The 8,132-nt window shown below is 54.5% G+C and carries 7 protein-coding genes; 5 read left to right on the top strand and 2 right to left on the bottom strand.

What is annotated here, in order from left to right; translation table 11 throughout:
* The 3 genes from JTI85_RS03040 to JTI85_RS03030 all read left to right on the top strand — a co-directional run.
* The coding region (locus JTI85_RS03040) for a D-lyxose/D-mannose family sugar isomerase (RefSeq protein ID WP_201443101.1) at positions 1-684 on the top strand (684 nt) is incomplete at its 5' end.
* Between the two features lie 14 nt (positions 685-698).
* The gene (locus JTI85_RS03035) at positions 699-1,559 is read left to right on the top strand and encodes a ketose 1,6-bisphosphate aldolase (protein WP_199986426.1); all 861 of its coding nucleotides are present in this window, start codon (positions 699-701) and stop codon (positions 1,557-1,559) included.
* Positions 1,556-2,560 (top strand): carbohydrate kinase family protein, encoded by a 1,005-nt coding sequence (locus JTI85_RS03030; RefSeq protein WP_137375836.1) that lies wholly within the window; start codon positions 1,556-1,558, stop codon positions 2,558-2,560. Before JTI85_RS03035 ends, JTI85_RS03030 begins: the two co-directional genes overlap by 4 nt.
* 59 nt (positions 2,561-2,619) lie before the next feature.
* On the opposite strand, the gene JTI85_RS03025 is transcribed toward JTI85_RS03030, so the two are convergent.
* Positions 2,620-3,351 carry a response regulator gene (locus tag JTI85_RS03025; protein WP_137345853.1) on the bottom strand — a complete coding sequence of 244 codons (732 nt, stop codon included), beginning with the start codon at positions 3,349-3,351 and terminating at the stop codon, positions 2,620-2,622.
* Positions 3,352-3,639: 288 nt separating this feature from the next.
* Here JTI85_RS03025 and fdhF point away from each other — a divergent pair, with 288 nt between their 5' ends.
* Positions 3,640-5,787, top strand: coding sequence for a formate dehydrogenase subunit alpha (gene fdhF, locus JTI85_RS03020; RefSeq protein WP_219352100.1), 2,148 nt, complete (start codon positions 3,640-3,642; stop codon positions 5,785-5,787).
* A gap of 103 nt (positions 5,788-5,890) precedes the next feature.
* Positions 5,891-6,580: a Sel1 family TPR-like repeat protein YjcO gene (gene yjcO, locus JTI85_RS03015; protein WP_061067033.1), complete on the top strand. Its 690-nt coding sequence runs from the start codon at positions 5,891-5,893 to the stop codon at positions 6,578-6,580.
* Positions 6,581-6,676: 96 nt separating this feature from the next.
* On the opposite strand, the gene gltP is transcribed toward yjcO, so the two are convergent.
* Positions 6,677-7,987, bottom strand: coding sequence for a glutamate/aspartate:proton symporter GltP (gltP, locus tag JTI85_RS03010; protein WP_048213908.1), 1,311 nt, complete (start codon positions 7,985-7,987; stop codon positions 6,677-6,679).
* Between the last annotated feature and the right edge of the window lie 145 nt (positions 7,988-8,132).

Below are 8,132 nucleotides of genomic sequence, written 5' to 3'. Positions count from 1 at the left end.
ATGAAACGCTCCGCAATAAACGAGATCCTTGGCCACACGCGCCAGTTTTTCTCTCAGCACGACGTGCATCTCCCCCCTTTTGCCAGTTTCCCGCCGACCCAATGGCGCAAGCTTGATGCCGCTGCCTGGAGCGAAGTGTTCGACCTTAAGCTCGGTTGGGATGTCACCGCATTCGGCGGCAACAATTTCGCCGCGCAAGGATTAACGCTGTTCACCCTGCGTAATGGTTCGCCGAAAGGCATGCCTTACGAGAAATGCTACGCCGAGAAAATCATGCATGTTCGCGATGCGCAGGTCACGCCGATGCATTTTCACTGGCGCAAACGCGAAGACATTATCAATCGCGGCGGCGGCAATCTGATTGTCGAACTGTGGAATGCAGGGATCCGCGAGCAAACGGAAGACAGCGACGTCAATGTGGTCATTGATGGCTGCCGACAAACCCATGCCGCGGGCAGCCAACTACGCCTGACGCCGGGTGAGAGCATCTGCCTGCCGCCGGGCCTGTATCACAGCTTCTGGGCGGAAAAAGGTTTTGGCGACGTGCTGGTTGGCGAGGTCTCTTCTGTTAATGACGACGACCACGACAACCATTTTCTGCAACCGATTTCCCGCTACAACGACATTGAAGAAGACGAACCGGCGCTGCTGGTGCTGTGTAACGAATATCGCCTGTTCCGCTAACCAAGGAGCGCATTATGCCGTTGATATCTCTCGCCGATGGGCTTGCCCATGCCCGCGAGCACCGCTATGCCTTAGGGGCATTTAACGTTCTGGACTCACACTTCCTGCGTGCGCTGTTTGCCGCGGCAAAGCAGGAACGTTCGCCGTTTATCATCAATATCGCCGAAGTGCATTTTAAATATATCTCGCTGGATTCTCTGGTCGAAGCGGTCAAGTTCGAAGCCGCCAGACATGACATTCCGGTAGTGCTGAATCTTGACCACGGCCTGCACTTTGAGTCGGTGGTGCGAGCGTTACGCTTAGGTTTCAGCTCAGTGATGTTCGATGGATCCACGCTGGAATATGAAGAAAATATCCGTCAAACCCGCGAAGTGGTGAAGATGTGCCACGCTGTCGGCGTGTCTGTGGAAGCTGAACTGGGCGCAGTGGGCGGTGATGAGGGCGGCGCGCTGTACGGTCATGCCGACGAGTCGCTATTCACCGACCCGATGATGGCGCGTGATTTCGTCGACAGAACCGGTATTGACGCGCTGGCGGTCGCCATTGGCAATGCCCACGGCAAATATAAAGGCGAACCGGTGCTCGACTTCCCGCGTCTGGACGCCATTCGCCAGCAAGCGGCGATCCCGCTGGTACTGCACGGCGGTTCCGGCATCAGCGACGACGATTTCCGTCGGGCAATCGAGCTTGGCATTCACAAAATCAACTTTTATACGGGCATGTCGCAGGCGGCGCTGTCAGCAGTGGAGACGCGGATGGCGAATCGTCAGCCCTTGTACGACGAATTCGCCGAACTGCTGCTCAGCATTGAAGAGGCCATTACTGATACCGTTTCAGAGCAGATGCGTATTTTTGGCAGCGTGGGGCAAATCTGATGGAACGTAAAGGCATTATCGCCGCAGGCAACATGCTGGTCGATCATGTACATCAGATTGTGCAGTGGCCGGAGCGCGGCTGGTTGGCAGAAATCACCCGTAGCGAACGCGCCACGGGCGGTGCGCCGCTGAACGTGCTGCTTACACTGGCAAAAATGCACACCGGATTGCCGCTGCAGGCGGTGGGCTTAATTGGCAAGGACAGCGATGGCGATTACATCATGGCGATGCTGGAACAGTATCACGTTAATCGCCAGCATGTTCAGCGCACAACATCAGCCCCTACGTCAATGTCGCAGGTGATGACCGACCCGAGCGGTCAGCGCACCTTTTTCCACTCGCCGGGTGCCAACAGACTGCTGGATCTGCCCGCTTTTGAGCAACTGGATACCTCGATGAAAATCTTCCATCTTGGCTATCTGTTGCTGCTCGACAGCCTGGACATGCCGGATGAAGAGTACGGCACGCGTAGCGCTCGGCTGCTGGCGCAAATGCGCGACAATGGCTTTGAAACATCGCTGGATTTGGTCTCACGCAAGGGCGACCCGCGCTACCAGCCGCTGGTGATGCCCGCCCTGCGCCATCTCGATTATCTGGTGATTAACGAGCTGGAAGCCGGAGAGTTCAGCGGGCTGGAGATCCGCCAGCCCAACGGCGAGCTGCATATCCCGCATATCGCCACCGCCGCGCGCGAACTGCTAAATGCGGGCGTACGCCAGCGGGTGGTGATCCACTGCCCGGAAGGTGCCTGGGGGGAAGCGCCGGATCGGGCGGGCATTTGGGTTCCGTCACAATACCTGGCGCAGGAGGAGATCGTCGGCAGCGTCGGGGCGGGAGATGCGTTTTGCGCCGGTTTTTTGTATGGCTGTCATGAACGCTGGTCGCTGGAAGAGAGCATCCGACTGGCACACGCCTGCGCGCGAGCCAGTTTGTTGTGCGCCAATGCGATAGACGGCGCGAAAACGCTGGAAGAGTTAAAAGCCGGAATGGCTGTTGCCTGATGCGCTACGCTTATCAGGCCTACGAGGTCGTTATCGCTTTTGTAGGCCGGATAAGGCGTTTACGCCGCCTTGTCGTGATGCTGCACGTCGGCGGCGAATACATAGCCCAGCCCGCGCAGGGTTTTGATCAACATCGGTTGATGCGGGTTAATCTCTATTTTTCGCCGCAATCGCATGATTAACACGTCAATAGTGCGGTCAAACACCTCAACGCTGTCGCTGCGCGTCAATTCCAGCAATTGTTCCCGACTGAGCACCCGACGGGCGTTCTGTGCCAACGCTAGCAGCAAACTGTATTCACCCTGCGTCAGTTCAACCTTCAATTGCTGAGGATTACGTAACTGACAACCTGCAGTGTCCAGATGCCAGCCATTAAAGGATAACCCCGTAGTTTGTGGGCCGCTGCTTTCGGGTGTTAACACACCGACGCGTCTGAGCACCGCCTTCACCCGCGCCACCAGCACCCGGGCATTGAACGGTTTACCGATGTAATCGTCAGCGCCCATTTCCAGCCCGACCACCACATCCGACTCGCTGCCAAGCCCGGTCAGCATCACCACCGGCAGTCCGGGCCTCATCTTTTGCACCTGCTGCAACACCATCAGACCGTTGATATCGGGCAACATCATGTCCAATAACACCAGCGCGATCTCCGGCTGAGTATCAATGCAACGCAGCGCCTCCTGCCCGGTATGACAAGCGGTCACTGCAAAGACGTGTTCGCTCAGCACATCCTGTAAAAGCGAGCAGACCGCCACGTCATCATCCACAACCAGTATGGCTGGCTTCATTGTTTTTCCCCATTTCTGGCCAACTTAAATGAGTGTGATTGATTCTGCCCAGAGTGACAGCGATAAGGCACAAGGATGTGTGGGAAACATAACCTCGGTCACACTGCCGGGGCGTCACGTATTGGAGATTCGTCACGTCAAATATGACGACAGCCTGTTTTTCGTCAGGGTTTTGCGCAAAATTCGCCCGTAATATCGATGAATGCCCCTGATAAAAACATGGCATAAAAGATGCATAACCACAGCGACAAGCGCGTATGCGCGATTTGATTAACTGGAGCGAGACCGATGAAAAAAGTCGTCACGGTTTGCCCATATTGCGCATCAGGTTGCAAAATCAACCTGGTGGTCGATAACGGCAAAATCGTCCGGGCTGAAGCGGCGCAGGGGAAAACCAACCAGGGTACCCTGTGTCTGAAGGGCTACTATGGCTGGGATTTTATCAACGATACCCAGATCCTGACCCCTCGTCTGAAAACCCCAATGATCCGTCGCCAGCGTGGCGGCAAACTGGAATCTGTTTCCTGGGATGAAGCGCTTGATTACGTCGCCACTCGTCTGAGCGCCATCAAAGCGAAGTATGGCCCGGACGCTATTCAGACGACCGGTTCATCTCGCGGTACGGGTAACGAAACCAACTATGTAATGCAAAAATTCGCGCGCGCCGTTATTGGTACCAATAACGTTGACTGCTGCGCTCGCGTCTGACACGGCCCATCGGTTGCAGGTCTGCACCAATCGGTCGGTAACGGCGCAATGAGTAATGCTATCAATGAAATTGATAACACAGATTTAGTGTTCATCTTCGGGTACAACCCGGCGGATTCCCACCCTATCGTGGCGAATCACGTGATTAACGCTAAACGTAACGGGGCGAAAATTATCGTCTGCGATCCGCGCAAAATTGAAACTGCGCGTATTGCTGACATGCACATCGCGTTGAGAAACGGCTCGAATATCGCGCTGCTTAACGCTATGGGTCATATCATCATCGAAGAAAAACTGTACGACCAGGCGTTCGTCGCCTCGCGTACGGAAGGATTCGAAGAGTACAGCAAGATTGTCGAAGGCTACACGCCGGAGTCCGTCGAAGATATCACGGGCGTGAGCGCGCACGATATCCGTCAGGCTGCACGTATGTATGCCACGGCGAAAAGTGCGGCCATCCTGTGGGGCATGGGTGTTACCCAGTTCTATCAGGGCGTGGAAACCGTGCGTTCACTGACCAGCCTCGCAATGCTGACCGGTAACCTCGGTAAGCCAAGCGTCGGTGTTAACCCGGTTCGTGGCCAGAACAACGTTCAGGGCGCATGCGATATGGGCGCGCTGCCGGATACCTATCCGGGCTATCAGTACGTGAAAGATCCGGCGAACCGCGAGAAATTCGCCAAAGCCTGGGGCGTGGAAAGCCTGCCTGCACATACCGGCTATCGCATCAGCGAGCTGCCGCACCGTGCGGCCCATGGCGAAGTTCGTGCGGCCTACATTATGGGTGAAGATCCATTACAGACCGACGCTGAGCTTTCCGCGGTACGTAAAGGCTTTGAGGATCTGGAACTGGTCATCGTACAGGATATCTTCATGACCAAAACCGCCGCTGCCGCAGACGTTATTTTACCGTCTACGTCATGGGGTGAGCATGAAGGCGTATTCTCCGCGGCTGACCGTGGCTTCCAGCGCTTCTTTAAAGCCGTTGAGCCGAAGTGGGATCTGAAAACGGACTGGCAGATTATCAGTGAAATCGCCACCCGTATGGGCTATCCGATGCACTACAACAACACCCAGGAAATCTGGGACGAGTTGCGTCATCTGTGCCCGGATTTCTACGGTGCCACTTACGAGAAGATGGGCGAACTGGGTTATATCCAGTGGCCTTGCCGCGACACCTCCGATGCCGACCAGGGGACGTCTTACCTCTTCAAAGAGAAGTTCGACACCCCGAACGGCCTGGCGCAGTTCTTCACTTGTGACTGGGTAGCGCCAATCGACAAACTCACCCCAGAGTACCCAATGGTACTATCAACGGTGCGTGAAGTCGGCCACTACTCTTGCCGTTCGATGACCGGTAACTGTGCGGCGTTGGCCGCGCTGGCGGATGAACCGGGCTATGCCCAGATCAACACCGCCGACGCAGAACGCCTGGGCATCCAGGATGAAGAGCTGGTGTGGGTGAACTCGCGTAAAGGTCGGGTCATTACCCGTGCGGCAGTCAGCGATCGTCCAAACAAAGGCGCGATTTACATGACCTACCAATGGTGGATTGGGGCCTGTAATGAGCTGGTAACCGAGAACTTGAGCCCGATTACCAAAACGCCGGAGTACAAGTACTGTGCCGTTAACGTTGAACGCATTGCCGATCAGCGCGCCGCCGAACAGTATGTGATTGATGAGTACACCAAGCTGAAAGCCAGCCTGCGCGAAAGCGCGATGGGTTAATCCGTTTTCGTACCTGTTCTGCAACAGCCTCCGCCCGGAGGCTGTTTTTTTATCCATACGATCTCTTTATACTGTTCATTCCGTACCCTAAATAAAACTCAAAATGAAACAAATCATTGCATTGATGTTCTTTATGACATTCTTTGCCCATGCCAGTGATACTGAGCCAGGAAGCCAGTACTTACAGGCCGCTGAGGCAGGAGACCGACGCGCACAATACTTTCTCGCCGATACCTGGTTTAGTTCAGGCGATTTGAGCAAAGCCGAATACTGGGCGCAAAAAGCAGCCGACAACGGCGATGCGGATGCCTGGGCCTTACTGGCGCAAATTAAGATAACCAACCCGGTCAGTCTGGATTATCCACAAGCCAAAACGCTGGCCGAAAAAGCGACCGAGGCAGGCAGTAAGGCGGGGGAAATTACGCTGGCGAGAATTCTGGTGAACACGCAGGCTGGACGCACAGATTACCCCAAAGCCATTACATTGCTGCAAAACGCCTCTGAAGATCTGGAAAATGACTCCACTGTCGATGCACAAATGCTGCTCGGACTGATCTACGCCAATGGCGTGGGTATTCCTGCTGACGATGAAAAGGCCACATGGTATTTCAAGCGCAGCTCGGCCATCTCCCGCACCGGTTATTCCGAGTACTGGGCCGGAATGATGTTCTTAAACGGCGAGCAGGGGTTTATCGTGAAGAATAAACAGAAGGCGCTGCACTGGCTGAATCTGAGCTGTATGGAAGGATTTGATACCGGCTGTGAAGAGTTTGAAAAGCTGACCAATGGTTGATGCTGGTTGCCGGATGGCGCTACGCTTATCAGGCCTACACATCCTTTGTAGGCCTGATAAGACGCGTGAGCGTCGCCATCAGGCACCCATCACTAATTACTGCGCGGTCTTATCAAATTTACCCAGCATCTCGCGCTCGTAAGCCAGCGCTTTCTTGCGGTCAAACTTGTGTTCCCACTTGGCGATTACCAGCACCGCCAGTGCATTCCCCACCACGTTCAGCGCGGTACGCGCCATGTCGAGGATACGGTCAACGCCGGCGATAAACGCCAGGCCTTCCAGCGGGATCCCGACGCTGCCAAGCGTAGCCAGCAGTACGACGAAGGAGACGCCCGGCACGCCTGCAATCCCTTTCGAGGTGACCATCAACGTCAGCACCAATACGATTTCCTGCCATAGTGACAGGTCGATACCGTACAGCTGCGCAATGAAAATAGCGGCAATACTCTGGTACAACGTTGAGCCATCAAGGTTAAATGAGTAACCGGTCGGCACCACAAAGCTGGTAATTGAGGCTGGCGCGCCATAGGCTTCCATTTTCTCAATAATACGCGGCAGTACGCTCTCAGAACTGGCGGTTGAATACGCCAGAATCAGCTCATCTTTCAGGATACGGATTAAGATCCAGATACTCAGACCACAGACACGCGCCACGATACCCAGCACCACCAGCGCAAAGAACAGGATGGCAAAATGCACCAACAGTACCAGCTTCGCCAGCGGCCACAGTGAGGCAAAACCGAAGTTCGCGACGGTCACAGCAATCAGCGCAAAAACGCCAACCGGCGCGTAGCGCATCACCATGTGCGTCACTTTAAACATGGTTTCGGAAATAGAGCGGAACACGGTCACCAGCGGCTCGCGGTGAGTAGCTGGCAGTGAAGACAAGCCTAAACCGAATAACACCGAAAAGAAGATAATCGGCAGCATGTCGCCTTTCGCCATCGATGCGACGATGTTGGTCGGCACCAGTGACAAAATCGTGCCCATCAGGCCATGCGCGTGGCTTTGCACTTCTGCGGTTGTATTTTGATATTTCGAAATATCCACAGTCGCCAGCTGCGACATATCAATCCCGGAACCCGGTTGAAACACGTTCGCCAGCGTAATGCCGAGAATAATGGCGATGGTGGTGATCACTTCGAAATAGAGAATGGTTTTGGCGCCAATACGGCCCAGCTGTTTGGCATCGCCTACCCCGGCAATACCCACAACCAGCGTGGAGATAACAATCGGCACGACAATCATTTTAATCAGGTGGATAAAGATATCACCCGCCGGTTGCAACAGGTTTAACACCAGCCATTCGCGACTGTCACTATGGTAATGCAGGTAACTCCCCAGCAAAATACCCAGCACCATGGCGATGAGGATCTGCCATGCCAGGCTGACTTTCAAATTTTTCATAACAACGGACTTCCTCGATGGAGCGCTATTCCGCATATAAAAATGCGAGAACAGTACATACTGAAAGGGTATGATTTGTGTTGCGTTCGTTTATAGAGTTTTTTAACGCTTATTATCATTATCATTTGCACGCTATCTCGCGCAA

The sequence above is a fragment of the Citrobacter sp. Colony219 genome (genome assembly GCF_019382635.1).
Lineage (GTDB): Bacteria > Pseudomonadota > Gammaproteobacteria > Enterobacterales > Enterobacteriaceae > Citrobacter > Citrobacter youngae.
Note: the sequence above shows the minus strand (reverse complement) of the source record. Positions and strands in the feature narration are given on the sequence as shown.